The organism is archaeon CG10_big_fil_rev_8_21_14_0_10_43_11 (assembly GCA_002763265.1).
GTDB lineage: Archaea > Nanobdellota > Nanobdellia > PEZQ01 > PEZQ01 > PEZQ01.
In genome coordinates this window covers 98,444-119,755 of sequence record PEZQ01000006.1, presented here as the reverse complement: position 1 = coordinate 119,755, position 21,312 = coordinate 98,444, and the positions used below count along the sequence as shown (strand labels likewise).

The window sequence follows — 21,312 nt, the reverse complement described above, 5'->3', positions numbered from 1 at the left end:
GTATCATGAGTGACGAAGAAAAACAATATGGAGAAATATTCATTGTCCGCGTTACTGCCGGCAGAGAATCACAACTTATTAGCCGTCTTTATGCACGACTTCTTAAAGAAAACCACGGTGTGTACGCGGTTTTGCGCCCAGAACAAATCAGAGGCTACTTTTTTATTGAAGGAGCAAATATTGACGCAGTTAAGGAAGCAGTATATGGCCTTCGCCACGCAAAAGGCGTGATTGAAAACCCAATCGCGTTTGTTGATATTGAACACTTTTTCGAACCAGCAGTCAAGAAAATGGTCATTGGCATCAACGACATTGTTGAACTTATCAGCGGACCCTACAAAGGCGAGAAAGCGCGTGTTAAACGCGTGGACAAGGCAAAAGAAAAAGTCATTGTTGAACTGCTTGAAGCTGCGGTGCCAATTCCAATTACTATCAGCCTTGATAGTGTGCGCGTGATTGACCGTGTAAGCTCAAAAGGAGAAATATGACTCTCTACCCAAACACATAAAAAGACCCTACGTTTTGAGGTGCATCACACATGAGCGAAGAAATCATTAATTTGATGGTTGAAGGCGGCGCAGCAAAAACTGGCGCAACCCTTGGCATGAAACTTGGTCCGCTTGGTATTAACCTTGGAAAAATCGCACAAGATATAAACGATGCAACCAGCGGTTTTAAAGGCGTTGAAGTTCCTGTCACGCTCACTGTTGACAAAAAAACAAAAGAATACACCATCAAAGTGGGCACACCCCCTGTTCCTCAGCTTATCAAAAAGCGCGCAAAACTTGAGAAAGGCAGCGCAACCGCAGGAACCGCGTTTGTTGGAGACATTCCTGTTACTGAGCTTATTGAGATTGCAAAATCAAAAGTGTCTGGCACTATTTCAAAAGATGCAAAAGCAATGCTTGGACAAGTTGTTGGAACATGCGTGAGTATTGGCGTGACAATTGACGGCAAAAACCCGCTGGAAGTCTCAAAAGCGGTTAAAGCAGGCGCGTTTGACGCGCAACTCGCCTAATTCTTGTGGTAGTAAGATTTAAAAATCAATGCAGAAGGGGAATTGGGAATGATTCAACTATGACACCAGATTACCCCGTCGCGGAGTTTATCACGTTCTTTCCGGGAAAGAGCATTGACTCTCTTGAGCAGGAAATGGGCAGACAAGATCCACGTGTACTCACTTTGAACACATTTCTTGGACTCCAAGACCTTCTTAAAAGGGAACTCAACGAAACAGCACTTGCTGTCTTGCTTAAAGATGAGTGGTACGTGCTTCCAAATACGCAGTACAATCCAGAGTTCAACAGTTTGCACGTGTGCCCAGAATCAAGTGTGCTTAACCTTCCCGCACAAAAACACGCATCATTCCGGATGTATGGCGGTCTTCGTGCGTTTGAAGAGTATGGTGACAACGAGCTTAAAATGTCTGATAAAGACATCATCAACACCCTTATGCTTGGCGCAGTCATGCAAAATTTTGAAACCCAAGAGCTTGGCGTGCTCTACATGTTTGGAAACAAACCCTGCTTTAAGTATCTTAGCGGAGACGTTAATGGAGAACTCACGCTTGGTGAATACCTGCTCAACACAGGAATCACCCCGCTTGGAAAACAACTTTCTAAACAGTAAATCTTATAAATAGCACGCGGTTTGTCTTGCTTACTTCACTGCTTTGGCAGGAGGTTTGACTCTACAATGGTAGAAAAACAAGCCGCGCTTGACGCGATAGCACAGCTAAAAGAGCAAGCGAAATCTCGCAAATTTACTCAAAAGTTTGACCTTATCTTCTCACTGCGCGAGTTTAACATCAAAAAAGGCGATAAAATTGATGACTACCTCCTTTTGCCGCATGGCACGGGAAGAACATCAAAATTTTGCGCGCTTGTCGGCAAAGAACTCATTGTTGATGCAAAAAAAATATGTGACACTGCTATTCTTGTTGATGATTTTGAAGAGTGGGCAAGCAATCCTCGAAAAATCAGAAAACTCGTGCGCTCACATCACTATTTTATTGCGCAAGCAAACATCATGCCTCAAATCGCGAAAACGTTTGGTAAATATCTTGGCTCAGTAGGGCGCATGCCAAACCCAAAACTCGGCCAAGTCATCGCACCAAACGCTGATTTGAAAGCAACGGTTACCCGAATTAACAAAATCGCAATCCTCAAGGCAAAAAAACAGCCAAACCTTCACCTGCTTATTGCAAACACAGAGATGGCAGATGAAGATATTTGGAATAATATTCGCGTTGTTTATGATAAAGTCTTAGCGGACTTACCAAAAGGAAAGCAACAACTCCGCCATGTCTTTATCAAACTCACCATGTCAAAACCAATAATCTTGGAGTGAACAGCACAATGGTACAACAGTGGAAAAAGGATAAAGTTGAAGAAATCAAGCAACATCTTCAAAGCGCAAGCGTTGTTGCCCTTGTTGACATGAAAGGACTTCCTGCAAAACAGCTTCAAGGCATCAAACAGGAAATCAGCAGTATAGTTAACCTTAAGATGACCAAGAAAAGCGCGATTCTCCGCGCGCTGCAGGGAAGCAGATATGAATCACTCAGAGAAAAGCTGGGGGACATGCCAGCACTCATGTTTACCAAAACAAACCCCTTCAAACTGTACAAAACCCTCAAAAAAAGCAGGGTAACTGCGTTTGCAAAAGCAGGCGACACGTTGCCAGTTGATGTAACAATACCTGAGGGTCCAACAGACTTTACGCCAGGTCCAATGATTGGCGAATTTGGTAAGTTCAAAGTAAAAACAAGAGTTGAAGGCGGAAAAATTGCAGTCATAAAAGACACCGTTGTTGCAAAAGCAGGAGATGCAGTTACTGCAGAACTTGCTTCATTTCTCAAAAAAATGGGCGTGAAACCAATGAAAGTTGGTCTTAACATGACCCATGCAATGGAAGGGACAACCGTGTATGACAAAACCGTACTTGACATTGATGAAGAATCATACCTACAGAACGTCATGCTTGCAGCACAACACGCGCAAAACCTCGCTGTTGAAGCAGGCATCCTCACTAAGGAAACGATTGAATTTGTTATTGTCAAAGCAGTACAAAACGCGAGAGGTCTTGCTCTTGAAGCAAGTATTCTCTCAAAAGATATGATTGATGAGCACATAGCAAAAGCACAGAATCAAGCGCTCGCACTCAAAAACGAAACAGGTGTATAATAATGGAATATGTATATGCGGCACTACTCATCCACAAAGCTGGAAAGCAAGTTGATGAAGCAACCGTAAAGAAAGTAATGGAAGCGGCAGGCGCAAAGCCTGACGAGGCCCGAATCAAAGCACTTCTTGCTGCGCTTGAAGGCGTCAACATTGATGAAGCCATCAGCAAAGCAGCAAGCGCGGTCGCTGTAGCAGCTCCAGCAGCAGGCGCAGCACCAGCTGGCGAAGCTCCAAAAGCAGAAGCAAAAGAGGAAGAAGAAGAGCAAGTCAGTGAAGAAGAAACCGCACAAGGCCTTGGAGCACTCTTTGGCTAAACCCAAAGACCTCCTCTAAAAACTCTTTTACTTTACTTTACCCCATCTTTTTGCTCTTATCAACCGCAACATTAGCAACGCACATTTCTTGCTTTGCTAAGGCGTGACACTTTTAAACCCTGACTTTGTTAGTGTGAGTTACTATGCCAGTAGAATACGCAGAATACAAAGGACACAAACTTATTGTTCTCAAACGCGAAGAAGACACAAAATTTCCTTTTCAATTTGGCAAAGGAAAAGCACAACTTATTGTGAAATATTTTGATGAAATCAAAAAATTCGCAGAAGAAGAGGACGAGCAAAAACCCGAACAAAGCCAATAAACTTGGCTTTCTTCATTTTTTCTTAAATTCCAAATTGCACACAATAGGGTAATGGTCTGATGCTATTTTAGCGCGTTGTGAGGTAATAATACGCGCATCCCTCACTTTCACATCTGCTGAGGTAAAGCAGTGGTCAATGCGCACGTTTGCAACAAAATTTTTTCTTACTGCAGGAGTAGGGTGTGTGGGTACTTTTTTAAACCCTTCAAACGCGTCTTGCAAACCCTGTTCGCGCAGGAACGGGATAAAACGCGCGTTTGTCAGGTTTTCAACTACGTTCCTGCCTTTTTTCTTGCCATCAAGGCTTTGCCATGCTTTAAGCAATTTTTCTTTGTCATACGTGTCTTCATCACTAATTGCGTTGTAATCCCCAACAAGCACAAACGGCTTTTTCGCGCTTTTCAAAACAGGTGCAATAATAATTGCGCGCTGCTCGTCAGTGATGACGGGGTGTGGGTGAAACACGTTCACTTCCAAACCCTTAATGCTTGCGCGTATCATGTTACGGTGTCCGGTGTCAACTGTTTTTGCGTGCATTGCTTGCTTTGAGAGAATGGCGTTGCCAAAAAACCAGTCCGTGTATGCTGCAAAGTACCCTGTGCTAAATCCAAACTCTGCTACGTACTCTTTAAACCCGTAATGCGCTGGTCCTGAGATTGCTTCATTGAGCACGAGCACGTCAGGGTCTTCTCGCTTGATAATGGCTTTTGCTGCGCACAATCGTTTCTTGTCAAGCGTGTGCAGCGTGTTGTCAGTGTAAAAGCCATACCAGATATTATAGCTCATCAGCTTGAGGCGCATATCATAGTGTAGAACTGTTTTGCTTAATAAGACCTCTCACGCTAGAGTTGGGAAAAAAAATAGGTAATAAATAAAATAAGTATTTGTTTTTTTTACGAAAAAACGTTGTTTATGCGTTGCGTACGTTAACTGCTTTTTTGCCGCGTTCGCCTTCTTCTACGTCAAATTCGACCGCGTCGTTGTCAGTTATTGAAACGTCTTCAGCAAGACCAGTTTGGTGTACAAAATAGTCTTCGCCATCTTCGCCGGTTATGAAACCGAAGCCTTTTGTTTTGTTAAAAAATTTTACTGTTCCTTTCATGGTTTGTTTCACTTTTTATTTTTTTGTTAATCAGAAATTATTTTTTTCGTGTGAGGGTTCTTTTAAAATTCCAATTACTGGTATAATACCATAACTAAAGCCTTTTTAGGCGTTTTGGTCGTGTTGCGCTTAGCTAATTTCTTGATTTGACCGCGTAAAACCACGTTAATCATGGGAAACATGTGAATAAAAAGTGTAAGCACGCGCTAAAATCGAAAAAAATAATTATTATCCTGCACGTTAAATCTTCTGTGAACACGAAAATAGAAGTATGCTATGACGTATTTTTAGACTGTGTTATGGACGTGTCAAAAAACTTTGACCTAGTTTTTAGTGATGAAACCTTGCAATATGGTCTTGATAAGAAAAAAGAAATAATAAATCGCGCAAAAAAAGAGTTTCCTGAATTCAAGAAGACTTGACAAAAAAGAAATCAAGCCGATTGAAGAAGAGTACAAGAAGTCATTCAATTGCAAGAAAATTGGTCGCATCACAATGAGTACCCAACAATCATTGAATTTGTGTGTCCTATGATTGATTCTTACTTGTAATTAGCTGAGTTTAGATATTAAAACGTATTAATTCAATAGTTTATGTGTAGAAACATTTATATATCTAATTTTAAGATAACGTTGTTACGGTGCTGTTATGAATACTAATCTGGAAAATATCGCTGATGAGGAAATCCTCATAAAAACGGAGAAAAAAGAGAAGAAACTGCTTTATAATGGAACTGAAGAGACGGAATTGAATCAATATCTTGACACAAATCCTCGCTATCACAACTGGAGCATGTCTTGTGACGTAGGTCACTAAACAGTATAATACTCTTTTTTTATTTTTATGTCAACTTTTGAATCCTTGATAATGAAACGTTACTCCGATAAGAATTTTGCTAAAAAATATTATGCTGCATCAAAAAATGGCCTAAAACCTTTTGAAAAAAAGCTTGTTGATACTTATCTTTCAAATACTAAAAAGCTACTAGTTGTTGGTTGCGGTGCTGGGCGTGAAACGGTGTCACTTGCCAAATCTGGTTTTGATGTTACTGCTATTGATATTGCGCCTGAGATGGTGCGACAAACAAAGAAACTCTGCGCTGAAAAAAAAGTTGTCGCTTCTGTTTTAACAATGGATGCAAGTTCACTTAATTTTAAAGAGAACACATTTGACGCAGTTCTTTTCTTTAATTGTGTGCTTGACCAAATACATTCTCATGTTAAGAGAGCAAAAACCGTTAAAAAAGCATATTCCATATTGAAACGGAATGGCATTGCTATTGCAGTTTCTAATAATGCCTTGCAACCGGGAGAGAAGTTTATGTATTGGAAAGAGCATGTTAAACATGGTTTTACTTACTTAAAAAACAGAAAACATGACTTCTTTGACCGCGTTTATGAAGATGACCTACCTGTTTATGTTCATCTCTCAACACCGTTTTACCTAAGAAAATTGTTTAAAGAATTCAAAACGATTCAATGCTCATCAAGTGATGCAATTATGGATAGAACTAAAGAAGGCGTATCAACCTATTTTGATCCTCTTATTATTATTGTTGCTAAAAAGGTGAAAGCATGAACTACTTCTACGCTGCTCCATTCTCGATAATTAAAAATGAACATAACTATTCTGTCCTAACTCAATTAGGGGGTGCTCACATACTTGATAAAAATACGCTTATCGAATTGCTGGGGCTATTAGGAAAAGAAGACAAGACGCAAACAGTAGGAGAAGTAGCAGTAAGTATGATATTAAACAGAGCCAAAAACGATTACAGCTCCTTTTAGACTCTCAAGTTCTCACAAAATCACAATACCAACGAAATAATTCCTTTAATTACGAAGCTGTCCTTAAACGAGTATTCAATGATGAAGGTTCTGTCGGAGATTTATTGAACATAGGCAGTTTAACATTAGCAAGCGTAAAATTTTGCCCCTCCTCAGGTAAGGGATGTTACGCTTTATATCTAGATCAAGTGAAAGATGCTGAAGTAGAAGAAAGCAGATTATTGCAAATTCTAGATGAAGCAGCTCACATGGGCTGTCAAAATCTTTCATTAAGTGGTGGTGAAGTTACTGCATCAAAACACAATCTTAATCGAACACTCAATCTTATGAAACACGCACGTTCCGTGGGAATTAATAAAATAGTACTGATAACTACTGGTTATCGTTTGGATGAACACATTGATAAATTTATTGGTGCTGGGGTAGACCATATTCAAATTTCCATTGATGGCCTTGAAGACTTTAATGATTCCTACAAACGTTCAGAAGGTGCCACAAAACGAGCGTTTAATGCAATAAATGCGTGCCGAGAAAAGGGGGTGCATTTTAGCACTAATAGTGTTGTTTCGCATTCAAATCTTGATTTGATGCCAAATTCTTACAACAACTTGTTAATGTTGGAGTGAGTAGTCCGCGATTCTCTAAAATTTTGACAGTGGATGAAGAGTTTGCATTAACTATTGATGACGCTAAACGATTAGATGCAATTGTACAAGAAATCAATACCTTCCCTGATATGAAGGCGACAAGCGCATTTAGTAACCCCTACATTCTTGAAGATCATGTGACCTGCGTGGCAGGAAAGTTGTCTGCTCATATAACCTATGCTGGAGAGGTTTTACCTTGTGCATTTATGAATGATAGAGGTTTAGGTAACATAAAGACTGTTTCCCTTCAAGAGTTATGGAATATACAAAACCCAGTTATGGATGAACTGTCCGATGGCGTTTCTTTAGATTCAAAATGTTCATCTTGTGAAGATAGACTCCATTATTTTGGTAATTGTATTATTAATTATGAGTACAATAAATCACGTTGCAAAAAATGAATAGCCTATTAAATCATCTTCTTCGAATAGAAAATAGAGTTGATACAGTTACGCCTACTCTTCAAAGTATAACTAATGATATCGGGGATAATAGTTTACCTGAAATAAGTAAGCAGCTGCAAAAAATTGTTTTTCAAGACTACAAGTTCGCATATTCAAAAAAGAGTCATAACTTCTTTTCATTTATTGATACTCGTTTAGGTCATTGCGTTGATTTTTCTCTTCTCTACTATTTTATTTTTGATACTCTTGAAAAAGAGAGTAGTATCATTGCAGCCCCGTTCCATGCCCTTGTGCATGCAACTGATAAGGCGGATAATTATTATATTGAATCTACAGATGGAAAACTTGCAAATCTTGATTTTTATATATCTACAAGAAATATTCCCGTCAAATCAATTGAAAATGAGATATATCTTTCAGATTTACGTGATAATGATGTTATCGCAATTTATCTTAACAGAAAATCTGAATTATCTATTATGCAAGAAGATTTTGAGAGTGCTAATACTATTTTGAAAAAAGCATTAATCTACTCTCAACGCGTGCCGGAAGTATACTATAATCTTGGTTGCGTGAGCAAAAAATTGGATGCAATTGATGAAGCTGCACAGTATTTTACTTCTGCAATTAAATTACACTCAAATTTCTCTCAGGCGTTTAATAATCTAGGAACATGTTATATTCAAAGTGGTAATCGTAAGAAAGCAAAATCTTGTTTTAAACGAGCTATTGAACTTGACCACTCAAAAGAAGCAGAACACAATCTTTTGCAACTGCTTAATTCATAACCATCAACGGCTAGTATCTCTTTTTTTGAGGGTATAAATTGCTAGTCTAATGCATCACCATATTTTTTTCTATATTAAGAGATATTTTTCTGATTTATTGTTAGTTGCAGTTAAATTTGCTCGTTTTGTTAAGAATGCTCTATTTAGTAAACTATTTGCTGTGGCTTTTTGTTCTCTAGTCTCAAATAATCCATTTTTCACGTTGATCTTTAGTGAAAATATGATGTTTTTCTAATTTGTAGGTATCTCCTGCTCAATACGCACATCACGTAGCCGCTTTTCCTGTTTGAGCGCTTCAAACACGCGCTGGTAAAACCCTCCTGCTTTTGCAGTATTGTGCACGCAAAACAGGTCAAAACCGTTCTCTTTTGCGCGTGTAACCACAAATGCTAAATTTGAAATCTATACTTTTATTTCTGTTTAACATTCTTTGGGTGTGCAAAACCCCCGTTGAAAATAAACCACTTTCGACGCCTTTTTAATACACATATGATAACAATTGTTATGAAAATGTGGTTTCTTGTTCTCTTTCTTGCGCTTGTTTTGTTCCTTCCTGCGCTTGCCTTTGTTTCAGGCGGGTTTACCGGAAAGACCGTTGTTATTGGAGAGTACAACGCGCCTGTTGAAGGTTCGCATGATGCTCTTGCATCAAGCACGCAGAGTGGCGTGTATGTTGGCGGTCTTGCGCCTGAGTTTAGCGTGCAACTCATTAATGGAGAGACATTCTCACTCTCAGATGCAAAAGCGCGCGGAGAATGGTCAGTGCTGTATGGATTTGCCACGTGGTGTCCTTTCTGTTCAAAAGAGATTCCGCTCATCCAAGCTTCGTACAAGAAAAACGAGCCTGCTGGCGTGAATCTTATTGGCATTGATGTGGACATCACTGAATCAGCGCAGCAAATCAAAACCTATCAAGAAGAAAAAGGCGCGTCTGCTTTTGAGTTTGCGCAAGGCAATCGTGACATTCTCTTAGACTATCAAATCCAGAGCACGACAACAAAAATTATTATCAACCCGCAAGGCATCATTGAATACATTGGAAGCGGCGTGTTTAGTGAAGAAAACTGGGACACTATTTTTGCCTTTGCCGCACAAAGCCCATGATTGACATTCCCCTTGTTTCCTTTGCTTTTTCTGCCGGGCTTGCCGCTTTTTTTGCGCCTTGCGCGTTTGTACTGTTGCCCGGCTACGTTGCTCACCAGCTCGCATCAGAGTCAAAACATTCACGAGTCGTGCGAGGTCTTTGGTTTGGCGGTCTTGCGTCACTTGGTTTTAGCGCTCTTTTTTTTGTCATAGGTCTTCTCATTTTGCTTTTTGGTCAGGCAATCAAGTCAATTCTTCCTTTTGTCGTGGTCGCAACCGCGCTTGCGCTCATCACAATTGGTGCATTGCAACTTTTTGGAAAAGAATTCTTTTTTTCTCTTCCAAACATTCGTATCAAACCAGATAAGAACGGCTCAATTCAGAGTGTGCTGTTCGGGTTCGCATATGGGGTTGCGAGTCTTGGCTGCGTTTTCCCGCTTTTTCTCACTGTTATGGTCTTAGCATTCGCATCAAAAACCGTGCTTGGCGCTACTCTTCCCTTGTTTGCGTATACTTTTGCCATGACTATATTAATGGTTGGCGTGAGCGTACTTGCCGCGACAAGCCAAACACTTCTTTTATCTAAACTAAAAAAATCAATGCCTTACATCAAAAAAGCAGGCGCTTTGATACTCATACTTGCCGGCTTGTACATGCTGTATTGGGAATTCACTACGCTCAGGTGACGGTCTTTTAAAGCATTGCCAAGCACATTTGATTTTGTAAAAGACCCTGACTGGTGATAACGCAAGAACCGTGGATGATTGCATTGATATTTTTTTTACCGGTCACGTGTTATATATCCTTAAATTTTGAATTCGTATATCTTTTCTTTTATGCGCATTGCAGATATCCCAAAATCAGAGCGCCCGCGAGAACGATTATTTTCTTATGGCGTTTCTTCATTGAGTACTGCTGAACTGTTAGCGCTTATTCTTGGTCAAGGTACGAGGGATATGAATGTAATTGATTTATCAAACAGTTTGTTGTCCGAGTTTGGTTTTGATTGTTTTGCTTCTTGTTCACTTAGTGAATTGAAGACGATTAAAGGTGTTGGGCCTGCAAAAGCAAGTCAAATTTTGGCACTTGTTGAATTTACAAAGCGCTTTACTAGTTCTAAGATGCGGGGTGTTCGTTTTTTGGGAGGTAACGACGTGTTTAATTATTTGGCGCCTAAAGTGCGGGATTTAGATAAAGAGCACTTTTTTGTCTTACTTCTTGACTCTAAAAATCGTTTAATAAAGGACTCTGCAGTGAGTGTGGGTATTTTGAATAGTGTTCTTGTGCACCCGCGCGAAGTTTTTAAGCTTGCAGTAAAAGAAAGTGCAAACAGTATTATTGTTGCGCACAATCATCCTTCTGGCGATCCTGCTCCTTCACATGAGGACGTGGTTGTTACAAAACAATTGCAAGAAGCGGGTAAAACATTGAACATTCCACTCCTCGACCATGTAATAATTGGAAAAGAAGAATATTGGAGTTGGAATGAAAATGAATAATGGTCAATTTTAGGAAATGAGAATAAATACCCTCTGCGCGGTTCTTATGTGTGATATGAAACAGTAATCAAAAAGCTCACTACTTATGTGAATGATTATATGAATACAAAGCGAGTCGTACTTTCCGCACATTATCAGGTTCAAGTCCGCAAACGCAGAGGTATCTCAACAGGTTGGTTTATTTCAAAACTTAAGAATCTTGAAGCAATAGAATTTGTTGAAGAGGAAGAGCCAAGTAGTGAGGATGGTGATATTGCACGTTTTCAAGGATTATTGTACGATTCATAGAAATCAAGTTTCTGCTGTGAGAGATACAGTTGGTCATTTAATTAAAGATTCACCACCGTGGTTAGTGCTGTTAGGAGCGGGTGTTGTTGCGTCTTGGTTTTTATTCAACTAAAACTCAAGAGGGTACTGTAGACGGTGCAGTAATTAGGGTATTATTATACAGAAATATATAAATATTGTTATTATATATAGATATATAATATGTCTGTATCAACAGTTGCGCATAGTCCAACATTAGACTCAGTACTTATGGTAGAGCGAACTGTGCAAAGACATAGCCAAGAATGTGGAAAATATCAATTATGGAAGAAACTTCCCAAAAAAATGATGTATCAAACATTTCAAGTAATACTGGACTATTTAGAGAAATCTGGAAAAATCATTGTTGATAAAGATGGATGTGTTATCTGGACATACAACCCTCAAAGAATCCAGAAACTCATAAGAGAAGAATTGATTTTTAAATGAATAAGAATATTACTGTTGGTTTTGTTACTCAAAAGCTCAGAAAAGAGTTTGAGTCTCTTAGACAAGGCGTATTTGAAGACGCAAGATTATATGACGCTATTGACAACGCTACAGACGAGTTAAAGAAAGATCCGACCTGTGGTACGAGAATAAAAAAGAGCCAATGGCCAAAAGAATACATAACAAAATATGCTATTACCAACTTATGGAAATACGACCTTCCAAATGCATGGAGATTGATATATACCATCGAAACGGATGAAATAACAATTATGAGTATTGTGCTCAAGTGGATAAATCATGATAAGTACGAACGAAAATTCAAATATTAACTTGTGCTAACTCCCCCTTAATCTTTATAAATTAATTCTCATTAAATGTCAATTATGCCTGTATTGACTGACAAGGAAATTAAAAAGAAGTACACAAAAATATTCCCTCAAGACCCAGACCGGTACTACCCTACAAAATACTTGAAATCAATGGGCTTTGTGCGCGGACAATGCAGTAAGTGCGCTAGGTACTTCTGGAACCAAGACAAAAACCGAAAAGTCTGCGGTGACGTGTCTTGCGTAGGCAAATTTAGCTTTCTTGAAAAGCCACTCGCAAAAAACCACTTCTCATATCTTGACATTTGGAAAACATTCTCAAAACACTTCAAAAAAGTCGGCAACTACACACCAATCAAACGCTACCCCGTGGTCGCACGATGGCGAAGCGACTTGCACTTTGTGGAAGCAAGCATTGACGACTTCATACCCTACGTGGTTAATGGTGTAGTAAAACCACCCGCAAACCCGTTAACCGTGCCGCAATTCTGTTTGAGATTTAATGATATTGGAAATGTTGGCATTACCGGCAGTCACTATACTGGTTTTGTTATGATTGGCCAACACCGATTTGAAAAACCACAAGACTATGACACAAACGCGTACATGAAACACTTATCCTCATACTTCTTTGACGTGCTTGGCCTTGACCCAAAAGAATTAACCTATCATGAGGACGTGTGGGCAGGAAGCCAAAACTTTGGACCAAGCGTTGAACTCTTTGCAGGTGGCATTGAACTCTGCAACCAGGTTTATATGCAATACCACTATCTTGGCGGCAACCCAGAATTTGAAGACTTGAAACTCAAAGTTGTAGACATGGGTCTTGGCCAAGAACGCGTCGCATGGTTTTCAAACAATGCACCAATCAGTTACGAATCAACGTATGCGAGCGTGCTTGAAAAACTCAAACGAGAAACTGGCGTCAAAATGGATGCAAACATCATGAAAAAATTCTACCCCCTTGCGGGCAGACTCAATCTTGATGAGACTGATGATATTAACAAAGAATGGGCTGGCATTGCAGAAGAAGTGAGTATGAACGTAGATGCGCTCAAAAATGCAATTCTTCCACTCCAAGCACTCTATTCAATTGCAGACCACACGCGAAGCTTACTCTTTGCATTATCCGATGGCGCGCTGCCTTCAAACAGTGGGGGCGGATACAACCTACGCGCAATTTATCGACGAGCATATGACTTTAATCGCAAGTACAAATGGAATCTTGATTTTGGACAAATTGTTAAATGGCATGCTGATGCATTGAAGTCACAATACCCTGAGCTTCAAGACCACTTAGATGACGTGCAGAAAGTCTTGGCTGTTGAAGCAGAAAAATATGAAAAGACATTGGAAAACATTGCGCGCATCATTAAAAGTATCAAAGGAAAAATCAAGACTGAAAAGATGATTGAACTCTACGACAGCCACGGCGTCACGCCACAATCACTCAAAGACGCAGGCGTTGATGTAAACGTTCCTGATGACTTTTACTCATTAATTGCAGAGCGCCACCGAAAAAGTGATGAAAAAGAAGAACGCTACTTGCTCAATGTTTCAGATATCAAAAAAACTGAGAGACTCTATTATGCTGACTACAAAAAAGATTCATTCACCGGAAAAGTAGTCAAAATCATTGATGATTACGTGATACTTGACAAAACCATATTCTACCCAACAAGCGGCGGACAACTCCATGATATTGGCTATTTGAATGATGAACACGTTATTGACACCATTGTCCAAGACGGAGTTATACTGCACAAAGTGGAACACGCAAACAAATTCAAAGTTGGCGACGCCGTTAAAGGAAAAATTGACAAGGAGCGAAGAATCAAACTTGCAAAACACCACACAAGCGTGCACATCATCAACGGGGCAGCACGAAGCGTGTTAGGCGCCCATGTGTGGCAAGGCGGCAGTGAAAAAACACCCCAAAAAGCACGACTCGACATCTCGCACTATGAAGCGCTCTCAAATGAGCAAATGCGTGCAATCGAGAAAAAAGCAAATGAAATCATCAAAAAAGCAATTCGTGTTGAAAAGTTTGTGCTCCAAAAAAGCGAGGCAGAAAAGAAATATGGGTTTATCCTTTATCAGGGGGGTGCAATACCGGGAAGCGAATTGCGCGTCATTAAAATAGCTGATTTTGACATAGAAGCGTGTGGTGGCACACACCTTGATAATACTAAAGAATCAGAACTCATCAAACTCACCAAAAGCACAAAAATCCAGGACGGACTTGTCAGATTGGAGCTTAAAGCAGGAGAAGCCGCTAAAAAATACACCCAAGAACTCACTGACGAAGCAAACCACGTGTCAAAGCTGTTAGGATGCTCATACAAAGAGATGAGCGCTCTCTCTGATGAGCTCTTTCTTGTGTGGAAGCGAGTTCGAAAAGGAAAATCTGGCAAATACACGCGTGGAAAATATGTTGAGGCAAAGCCAAAAACGTATGAACAAATGCTTGCTGTAGAAGAAGCACTTGAAGACGCGGCAGACGTGCTTCGAACGCAAAAAATCAAAACACATCGCACGGTTGAACGATTCTTAGCAGACCTTGAAGCAAAAGGCGCGCTCAAATAACCTCCTTTTGTGTGGCTGTATGTTAGGAAAACACCGGCATCTCGTAGTCGCGCTTCTTCTTGTGCACAATGTTTAACAAACAGGCTTGCTCTTTACTTAGGATATGGTAAGTATCCTGTTTTTTGTTTTTGCGTTCTTTGCAGAAGTGGCGGGGACCATGGCCGGCTTTGGCTCGTCAACTCTTTTTCTGCCTCTTGCCTTGCTCTTTTTTGACTTTAAAACAGCACTCCTGCTTGTTGCAATCTTTCACATATCAGGAAACCTAGGACGTCTCACCTTCTTTCGACATGGCCTTGACAGAAACCTACTTTTGCGCTTTGGTGTTCCAAGTGTGATTGCTACTGTTATTGGTGCATTACTGGTGAACTTGATTGTTCAGGACGTGCTCAAACTCGTGCTGGGCATCTTTCTTCTTGCCTACGTGTTTTTTGCATGGCATGGGCAGCGCTCTTTTAAACCAACAAAACAAAATAGCCTGATTGGCGCAAGCCTGTCTGGATTTTTTGCAGGACTTATTGGAACAGGTGGCGCGTTGCGCGGCGCGTTTTTAAGCGCATTCAAACTCAAAAAAAGCGTGTATCTCGCAACTGCAGCCGCAATCTCACTTTCTGGTGACCTCATGCGCATTCCCATCTATTTTGGTAGTGGATTTCTTTCTCCAAACTTGTACTATCTTATTCCAATCCTGTTTGTTATAGCTATTTTTGCGTCATTTACTGGAAAAAAAGTTGTTACCAAAATACCCCAAAAAACGTTCAGGAAATGGGTTCTTTTTGCAATTGCGCTTGCAAGCCTTACATTCATCTATTCGGGCATGCGCGCGGTGTTACTGTTTTAGAGAAATTCTTCAATTGTTTCCAAATGAGTATACACGCCCTGTGTATCAAGAAGGGATTTCATAGTTACTCAAATTCAATGAGATAATTTCTCTTATCACAATCTCCATAACACAAACGCAACGTATACATGCCCTGCGTTAAATAATGTGGTGTCGTAAAATTTACTTCTATCGGGATTGAAAGCGAGTCAGTGCTGTTTTTGATAGTGATAGCAGAATACGCAAAAGAAACAGCATAGTCTGCGGGCACTTGTATGGTACTACTGGTAAACGCTCCTTTGTCATTATTGTATTTGAGCCATTGGATTTCTTCGCGAAGGTCATGTATACTCTGATAAAATTCGCGCACGCCGTCAACCTGTTGGTATGCGTTGTACGCGTAAAAACTCAGGCTTGCGCCAATTGCTCCAAGAAATAAGAAAATAAGAAAACTAAATCCAAGTCCTTCAACGCCTTTGCGATTCATTGCGCGACGCCAACTAGTATTCCACGCTCAACACTCGCATCAGTTTTAACAACAACAAGACTAACTGAAATTTGGTCGCCGTTGCTTGCAAGAGAACTAAGCCCAAATGTAAGCTGTCTAGTGCTCTCGCCGGGCTGCAGTGTTCGGTCAGTATTTGAGGTGTCTGTTATGCCGTTAAAGCTTGCATTAATGTAATCAATGTCAAGCGCAGTTACGCCGGTGTTTACCAGTGCCACTTTCAAATCGCCCGTGGTTGCGTTAAAGCTCCATGAGAGAACGCCCACATTTTCAAAACCAGTCACATACGTGTTGCCACGCGCAGCATCAATAACAAGGCCGGTTGTTTGTTCGCTGATTACACTTGTTGAATCTTCAACACTTGTTTGGATAGTATTTGTCATTTGCACGGCAATACCAATCACCAGTGCGCCAACAAGCGCGACCACGACATATTTGAGGGGAAGACCTTCAATACCTTTTTTGTTCATCATTGTATTATCACACGCCAAATGATAATTTGGCAATTACAACCGTTAATGCGTAGATTAATACGGTTATTGGCAACATGCGGGCTAATTTGTGTTTTAAAAGATTGTTGTCCTTCCCATACATAATAAACACGGAAAAACGAAGCATAATAACTGCAAAAATGAGCATGTAAGCGCCAACAATAAGGTGCAATATACTTGAACTGATGCCGGTGCTTCCAAAAAATGAAAAGAATGAAACACCAAGACCGCTCGCATCCAATTCAAGCCGCGTTTTTGTGAGTGCACCCTCAATCAGTTGATTTAAGACAACAATTAACCCGCCGATTGCTGGCGCAAAAAAGATAGCAGTACTTTGGATCATACCCATGCTTTGGCTCAGTTTGTTCTGCATATCATACTCAACACTCTTTAAGCTCATCAAGTGTTCATGAAACGCAAAGAGGGTCTTAGAAACAATACCACTTCCTTTCATGTGTGCAACACTCAAAAATCGGAATAATGCATTAACACGTTTTGAATGAACCGTTCTGAGCACGCCAACATTCTTGTCAAAAAATGCATCTTCAATGCTTTTGTGATGGTTTTTAACTAGTTTCCATGCACCAACAAGAATTTCCTCAAAACCGCCTGCGCCGCTACTTGCATTTTTAATCGCTCGCTCAAATGGTAAACCATTATCAAGCTCACTTGCAATTGCGTATGATACATCTGCGAGTTCATCATCAAGCTGCGATTCTTTTTTCCACTGCAAAAAACCTCTTCTGCTCGTAACAAAGCAGTACACGCTTGTGCTAACACCAAGTGCAAGAATAAGCGGCATTGTGTCAAGAAAACTTACAACGTTTCCAAGCGTGCCTGAGACAACAAGCAAACCCTGAGACTGAAGCAAGGAGAGGACTCCTGGAAATGCAATAACCGCGCCAGCAAACACGGCAATGGCAAGTGCGCGAAAAGAAAAACCACCTTCAATGCTGTGCGTTTTACTCACCACAACCGGTTTTTCCATGAGTATTATAGTTGTGTATGCAAATATGCCAATTGCAAGCACTCCTAAAATACCAATAATAAGACTCAGCATGTTTGACGATTCAAACACATTAAGGATTGGAAGAATCGACACAAGCGCAAGAGGAACAATGGTGCCCACACTAAATACAACAAGCGAAGGCGTTACTAATCGCTGAGAAAATTCAGTAAGGTCTCTTCGCACTTCATCCAAAAAAGAGGACAGGCTCTTGTCAAGAATTGTCTGGCGTTTCTGTTCATTCGATTCACTGAGGCTTGCTCGCACTAAAAATAAGCAGCGCTTAAATCCGCGTGAATACGCGCTGAGCATAAGCCCTGTTTTTGTAAGTGCGTCAGTTATTCTTCCTTTTCGCACGCTCTCTTGCACGATGTTTCGCAACACTTTTCTAAGAAATCCCTCTTCAAATTCTGTTGCATGCGTGATTGCCCATTCCACATTTGGTGAGAGTTTAAGATACGAAACTAGCTGAGCAAGAATTAATGGAGATGATGAGAGTGAGTCAACAACACGAACACGCGCACGAAATTGAGGGTATATCCATATAATCCCTGCGCCGATTGCGCCAAACAACACCCCCAGCCCAGCAAAAATAAGCGGGCTTACGCCAAAAAAAGACATGATAATACCTAACACTGAGAATATAAGAAACAAAAAAAGAAAAATACCCTGTGCTGCATAAAATACATCATGTGGACTAAGAGTATAAGATACTATTGAAAGATAATTCTCTAAATTATTCTCTGGAATGTTTGCAATAAGATTGAGTCTAAATGTCCTGCAAATAGTTTCGTAATTTATCTTATGTCTCATACTGTTTCAATATTTTTGATAATTCATTTTTTGCGAGTTTTGCATAATTTTTCGTGTTAGAACGTGCTATTTCTTGTTTTATTGGGTTGAACCGTGTTTTAAGTTCTAAAAAACGCACCATGTCTATGATATTTTTCTGAGCAAGCATTTCATAGAACACCGCACCGCATGTGATATGGCGGAGCAATTCGCTAACATTTGTTTGTTTTGAAAATGCAATTCGTTTTAGAATGCTTGAATTTGTTAAATTCCTGACAGAAAACACCTCCCCTGCATACACACCAAGTGTGATGAAACCCGACTCTTCCATGGGAGTTTGTGTCCAATCTTTTCCGACTTCGGTGATTCCCACTACTTTGCGCGTTTTTTCTAAGCTTCCTGTCTTTTGCAGACTTGCAAGTGAGACAACAACATCTGTTGCCTTAAAGCTGCTTTGCGGAACGCCAAGATCATGCACAACACGCTCAAACGTGTCTCGCGCGCCTGAACCGTGAATAGTGCCAAGAACTACGCGACCTGCTGCGCCTATACGCATAGCTTCAAAAAGGGCTCGTGCTTCGCCACCCCTGACTTCGCCTACTACAAGAGCGCTCTCACCAAGACGCAAGGCGGAATGGACGGCATCTTGTGCACTTAACTCATAATTATTCTCTTTTGTTGTTGCTTTTGTGCGCACGTGCTGAATTTTAAAGCCCAGTGCCCGCAACTGAGAAACAGGAAGTTCTGCAGTATCTTCAATCACAATTGCGCGATAGTGCTTTGGCACTTCCAAGAGCAATGCATTAAGAAGCGATGTCTTTCCCGCTCCGCGAGCTCCGGTTATGAGAATTGCACTTTCTCCTTCAACAAGAAGGGAGAGTAGCGCTGCTGTGCGTGCGCTTAGCGTCTTATTTTGCACAAGACCTGCAAGCGTGAATGGTTTTGTTGTGCGTTTTCGAAAGGCAAATGCAATTCCACTAAAGGTAAGCGGCTCACAAATACCTGACACGCGCACTCCATACTCATCAAGACTAGCATTAAACACAGGATGTGCTGCATCAAATGGTCTCCCGCTCATAATTCTTAGCTTGCTTGCAATCTTTTCGAGCTCTTCATCACCCACATACACATTTGTGTTGCACTCACCATACTGTTCGTGTAATACATGAATCGGGCTTTGTGCTGGAGAGTCAACAAACACATCCTGTAGTTTTTCATCACGAAAGAAAAGTTCCAACACCCCAAACCCATCTGAATACCGCGAAACTACATCTTGCAAGGGCGCGCTATCAAGACGCACTTGTTTTTTCCCTCTTCCAAACTCTTCTTCAACACGCGAATCAAATGCAGTATGTGCTGATTCAATATCCTTCATGCTGAGCGTGCATTCTACCGGTTCAATAACGTATGTTGGCGCAAGCTCGTGTGTTTTTATAATGCGAACTGTTGCTCCTGGAATAGGATACTCTTCAAGCACGCTGCCATGCGCATTACCAAACACATAGGAGACAAAACGCGGAATCAAACGGCCTTTTGCATTTTTTGGCGCTGAAATCTCATCTCGCGTGTACACCCTGCTAAAACGCACCCCCATAAATGCAATCATATCCGGCTCGTGTTTCAAAAGCGCATCTTTAAACTCCTTTTTTTCACATTCTTTGTCAAGCGCAACAATACTTTTAGAAGAACAATCTACTTCCAACACCCGCAGCCCCGATTTGTTCACTATTGAGTAGTTACTGTTCATGTTGGTTGTTTTCAAAAATCAGCAGTTACTTTATTATTCTTGCGGTAATATCACACCTCCAGGCATGGTTTTTCTGCCTTTGTAAGGCACGTTTTGGTTTACCAGAATCCTTTTAAGCGCTTTGACAATTTCACACGTCAATTATGATTGAATCCTTGTTCACCACACTTGCCATCATTTCTGGTATTGTTTGCGCTGAATTTCTTGCAACTGCTTCTTTTGGCTCGTACCAAAACAAAGTTGCAACTGTTCTTGAACTCGTGGGCATTATTGTTTTTGTTAACCTGATTTCAAACACGCTTCAAATACAGCCCTCCCTTTTTATTATTATCATTGTTGGTTTTATCAGCGGTTTTTTCCCTGCTCTTACAGTTAAAGCAGCGGTGAGCTTGTATGTCCGCCGGGTGCAACCACAAAAACGCCTTAGTGAAAAATCAATGCTCATACAGCTTATCAGAAGTTTTCAAAGTGAAGGTGTTTCAAAACTAAAACTTGAGCGCGCATTCAAACGTGCAGGTATTACAATAGAAGAGTATCTAAAATATTTCTAAGAACAGATAACCGCACAGTCTCTGCCAAATACATAATACGGAAATGCGCGGGATGTCTGTGTGTCTTCATATACAAACACGCGCAGAGGGGCAGGAAGACCCGCACACACGTCAACACCCCAGGTATAATTTGTTTGGTTGAGCGCATTACATTTGTCCTGGTCAATTGAAGGACAGACGCATTGGGCAATTGATTCGGGGCTAAGCCCTTTTGTTGTTTCAATATATTTTTTTGCAGGGTAATTTGTGATAACCGTTCTATTCTCTGCGTGCTCAAACGCGAGTTTTGATTCATTTCCAGCAGAGAAAAAAGTGTATTGAGTCGTGATACTGGTGTCGTTCCATTCAAGAAAGCCTGGAATTTCATCTGAACTGTTTGTGTATTGGCTTGCACGAATAATTTCAAACGAGTGATTTGTATCATTAGTAACAATGCTTCGTTGAATCGTATATTCTTCAAAACGCAATCGGTCAAGAAGGTTATGATAGCTAAGAAAATTGCTTTCTTCCCGTGAGACATATGACATGATGCTCAAGGTTATGAAAAGCGCGCCTAGCAGAATGCTTATTCCAATCACTGTTGTTGAACTCATAGGCTGG

The 21,312-nt window shown here is 40.6% G+C and carries 29 protein-coding genes; 22 read left to right on the top strand and 7 right to left on the bottom strand.

Annotation, left to right across the window (positions count from 1 at the left end):
* Positions 1–5 precede the first annotated feature (5 nt).
* The 7 genes from COT72_03235 (at position 6) to COT72_03205 (ending at position 3,822) form a co-directional block, all read left to right on the top strand.
* Complete coding sequence (locus COT72_03235) at positions 6–488, top strand: transcription elongation factor Spt5 (GenBank protein PIO00149.1); 483 nt, start codon at positions 6–8, stop codon at positions 486–488.
* A 50-nt stretch (positions 489–538) separates the two neighbouring features.
* Entirely contained in the window at positions 539–1,018 is a 480-nt protein-coding gene (locus COT72_03230) for a 50S ribosomal protein L11 (GenBank protein PIO00148.1), read from the top strand.
* Between the two features lie 59 nt (positions 1,019–1,077).
* Complete coding sequence (locus COT72_03225) at positions 1,078–1,629, top strand: hypothetical protein (protein PIO00147.1); 552 nt, start codon at positions 1,078–1,080, stop codon at positions 1,627–1,629.
* A 66-nt stretch (positions 1,630–1,695) separates the two neighbouring features.
* Positions 1,696–2,349, top strand: a complete 654-nt coding sequence (locus tag COT72_03220) for a hypothetical protein (protein ID PIO00146.1) — start codon at positions 1,696–1,698, stop codon at positions 2,347–2,349.
* Complete coding sequence (gene rplJ, locus COT72_03215; protein PIO00145.1) at positions 2,346–3,185, top strand: 50S ribosomal protein L10; 840 nt, start codon at positions 2,346–2,348, stop codon at positions 3,183–3,185. Before COT72_03220 ends, rplJ begins: the two co-directional genes overlap by 4 nt.
* A 2-nt stretch (positions 3,186–3,187) precedes the next feature.
* Entirely contained in the window at positions 3,188–3,499 is a 312-nt protein-coding gene (gene rpl12p / locus COT72_03210; protein PIO00144.1) for a 50S ribosomal protein P1, read from the top strand.
* Between the two features lie 143 nt (positions 3,500–3,642).
* Positions 3,643–3,822, top strand: coding sequence for a hypothetical protein (locus tag COT72_03205; protein ID PIO00143.1), 180 nt, complete (start codon positions 3,643–3,645; stop codon positions 3,820–3,822).
* Between the two features lie 12 nt (positions 3,823–3,834).
* Here the strand turns inward: COT72_03205 and COT72_03200 are convergent, their stop codons facing one another.
* Positions 3,835–4,623, bottom strand: a complete 789-nt coding sequence (locus COT72_03200; GenBank protein ID PIO00142.1) for a hypothetical protein — start codon at positions 4,621–4,623, stop codon at positions 3,835–3,837.
* Between the two features lie 109 nt (positions 4,624–4,732).
* A complete protein-coding gene (locus tag COT72_03195) occupies positions 4,733–4,924 on the bottom strand; it encodes a cold-shock protein (protein PIO00141.1) in 192 nt (63 codons plus the stop codon).
* Between the two features lie 843 nt (positions 4,925–5,767).
* On the opposite strand from COT72_03195, the gene COT72_03190 reads away from it, so the two are divergent.
* From COT72_03190 to COT72_03125, 14 genes are all read left to right on the top strand, one after another.
* A complete protein-coding gene (locus COT72_03190; protein ID PIO00140.1) occupies positions 5,768–6,502 on the top strand; it encodes a hypothetical protein in 735 nt (244 codons plus the stop codon).
* A complete protein-coding gene (locus tag COT72_03185) occupies positions 6,499–6,711 on the top strand; it encodes a hypothetical protein (protein PIO00139.1) in 213 nt (70 codons plus the stop codon). Before COT72_03190 ends, COT72_03185 begins: the two co-directional genes overlap by 4 nt.
* The gene (locus COT72_03180; GenBank protein PIO00138.1) at positions 6,609–7,337 is read left to right on the top strand and encodes a hypothetical protein; all 729 of its coding nucleotides are present in this window, start codon (positions 6,609–6,611) and stop codon (positions 7,335–7,337) included. The genes COT72_03185 and COT72_03180 overlap by 103 nt, the downstream gene beginning before the upstream one ends.
* Positions 7,334–7,759: a hypothetical protein gene (locus COT72_03175; protein PIO00137.1), complete on the top strand. Its 426-nt coding sequence runs from the start codon at positions 7,334–7,336 to the stop codon at positions 7,757–7,759. Before COT72_03180 ends, COT72_03175 begins: the two co-directional genes overlap by 4 nt.
* Positions 7,756–8,550: a hypothetical protein gene (locus COT72_03170; GenBank protein ID PIO00136.1), complete on the top strand. Its 795-nt coding sequence runs from the start codon at positions 7,756–7,758 to the stop codon at positions 8,548–8,550. The genes COT72_03175 and COT72_03170 overlap by 4 nt, the downstream gene beginning before the upstream one ends.
* 49 nt (positions 8,551–8,599) lie before the next feature.
* Positions 8,600–8,785, top strand: a complete 186-nt coding sequence (locus COT72_03165) for a hypothetical protein (protein PIO00135.1) — start codon at positions 8,600–8,602, stop codon at positions 8,783–8,785.
* 254 nt (positions 8,786–9,039) lie between these two features.
* Complete coding sequence (locus COT72_03160) at positions 9,040–9,654, top strand: hypothetical protein (GenBank protein ID PIO00134.1); 615 nt, start codon at positions 9,040–9,042, stop codon at positions 9,652–9,654.
* Positions 9,651–10,319, top strand: a complete 669-nt coding sequence (locus tag COT72_03155) for a hypothetical protein (GenBank protein ID PIO00133.1) — start codon at positions 9,651–9,653, stop codon at positions 10,317–10,319. The genes COT72_03160 and COT72_03155 overlap by 4 nt, the downstream gene beginning before the upstream one ends.
* A gap of 150 nt (positions 10,320–10,469) precedes the next feature.
* Positions 10,470–11,132, top strand: coding sequence for a hypothetical protein (locus COT72_03150; GenBank protein PIO00132.1), 663 nt, complete (start codon positions 10,470–10,472; stop codon positions 11,130–11,132).
* Positions 11,133–11,231: 99 nt separating this feature from the next.
* On the top strand, positions 11,232–11,420 hold the full coding sequence (locus COT72_03145) for a hypothetical protein (GenBank protein PIO00131.1): 189 nt from the start codon (positions 11,232–11,234) through the stop codon (positions 11,418–11,420).
* A 201-nt stretch (positions 11,421–11,621) separates the two neighbouring features.
* Positions 11,622–11,888, top strand: coding sequence for a hypothetical protein (locus tag COT72_03140; protein ID PIO00130.1), 267 nt, complete (start codon positions 11,622–11,624; stop codon positions 11,886–11,888).
* Positions 11,885–12,220 carry a hypothetical protein gene (locus COT72_03135; protein ID PIO00129.1) on the top strand — a complete coding sequence of 112 codons (336 nt, stop codon included), beginning with the start codon at positions 11,885–11,887 and terminating at the stop codon, positions 12,218–12,220. The genes COT72_03140 and COT72_03135 overlap by 4 nt, the downstream gene beginning before the upstream one ends.
* A 45-nt stretch (positions 12,221–12,265) precedes the next feature.
* Positions 12,266–14,803 (top strand): alanine--tRNA ligase, encoded by a 2,538-nt coding sequence (gene alaS, locus COT72_03130; GenBank protein PIO00128.1) that lies wholly within the window; start codon positions 12,266–12,268, stop codon positions 14,801–14,803.
* 103 nt (positions 14,804–14,906) lie between these two features.
* Positions 14,907–15,641, top strand: coding sequence for a sulfite exporter TauE/SafE family protein (locus COT72_03125; protein ID PIO00127.1), 735 nt, complete (start codon positions 14,907–14,909; stop codon positions 15,639–15,641).
* A 64-nt stretch (positions 15,642–15,705) separates the two neighbouring features.
* Here the strand turns inward: COT72_03125 and COT72_03120 are convergent, their stop codons facing one another.
* The 4 genes from COT72_03120 to COT72_03105 all read right to left on the bottom strand — a co-directional run bounded on the left by COT72_03120 (position 15,706) and on the right by COT72_03105 (position 20,161).
* Positions 15,706–16,107: a hypothetical protein gene (locus tag COT72_03120; protein ID PIO00126.1), complete on the bottom strand. Its 402-nt coding sequence runs from the start codon at positions 16,105–16,107 to the stop codon at positions 15,706–15,708.
* Positions 16,104–16,595, bottom strand: a complete 492-nt coding sequence (locus COT72_03115) for a hypothetical protein (GenBank protein ID PIO00125.1) — start codon at positions 16,593–16,595, stop codon at positions 16,104–16,106. The genes COT72_03120 and COT72_03115 overlap by 4 nt, the downstream gene beginning before the upstream one ends.
* 10 nt (positions 16,596–16,605) lie before the next feature.
* On the bottom strand, positions 16,606–18,243 hold the full coding sequence (locus tag COT72_03110) for a hypothetical protein (GenBank protein ID PIO00124.1): 1,638 nt from the start codon (positions 18,241–18,243) through the stop codon (positions 16,606–16,608).
* A 181-nt stretch (positions 18,244–18,424) separates the two neighbouring features.
* A complete protein-coding gene (locus COT72_03105) occupies positions 18,425–20,161 on the bottom strand; it encodes a hypothetical protein (protein PIO00123.1) in 1,737 nt (578 codons plus the stop codon).
* A 143-nt stretch (positions 20,162–20,304) separates the two neighbouring features.
* On the opposite strand from COT72_03105, the gene COT72_03100 reads away from it, so the two are divergent.
* Entirely contained in the window at positions 20,305–20,712 is a 408-nt protein-coding gene (locus COT72_03100; protein ID PIO00122.1) for a hypothetical protein, read from the top strand.
* On the opposite strand, the gene COT72_03095 is transcribed toward COT72_03100, so the two are convergent.
* Positions 20,709–21,305, bottom strand: coding sequence for a hypothetical protein (locus COT72_03095; protein PIO00121.1), 597 nt, complete (start codon positions 21,303–21,305; stop codon positions 20,709–20,711). The two genes, COT72_03100 and COT72_03095, sit on opposite strands and share 4 nt — an antisense overlap.
* Positions 21,306–21,312: the final 7 nt, after the last annotated feature.